We start from the raw sequence: 251 nt of genomic DNA, 5'->3' as shown, positions 1-251 counted from the left end.
CCCTTGGCCTAGCGACACCGATGTCAGTCATGGTTGCCACCGGCAAGGCTGCTGGCAGCGGCGTATTGTTTCGCGATGCCGCCGCCATCGAAAACCTGCGCAAGATAGACATCTTGATAGTCGACAAAACTGGCACCCTCACTGAAGGTCGACCAGCGTTCCATAGCGTCGAGGCCGTACTCGGTTTTACTCAGGATGAAGTGTTGCGCCTGGCCGCAAGTCTCGATCAGGGCAGTGAGCATCCATTGGCC

The 251-nt window shown here is 57.8% G+C and carries 1 protein-coding gene; it reads right to left on the bottom strand.

The window, feature by feature from the left end:
• Positions 1 to 23: 23 nt before the first annotated feature.
• Positions 24 to 251 (bottom strand): hypothetical protein (locus KMS84_RS44755; RefSeq protein ID WP_256921643.1); only part of this gene is annotated, 228 nt, incomplete at its 5' end.

The sequence above is a fragment of the Streptomyces hilarionis genome, from assembly GCF_024539675.1.
Classification (GTDB): domain Bacteria; phylum Actinomycetota; class Actinomycetes; order Streptomycetales; family Streptomycetaceae; genus Streptomyces; species Streptomyces hilarionis.
This window is presented reverse-complemented; position numbering and strand designations above follow the sequence as displayed.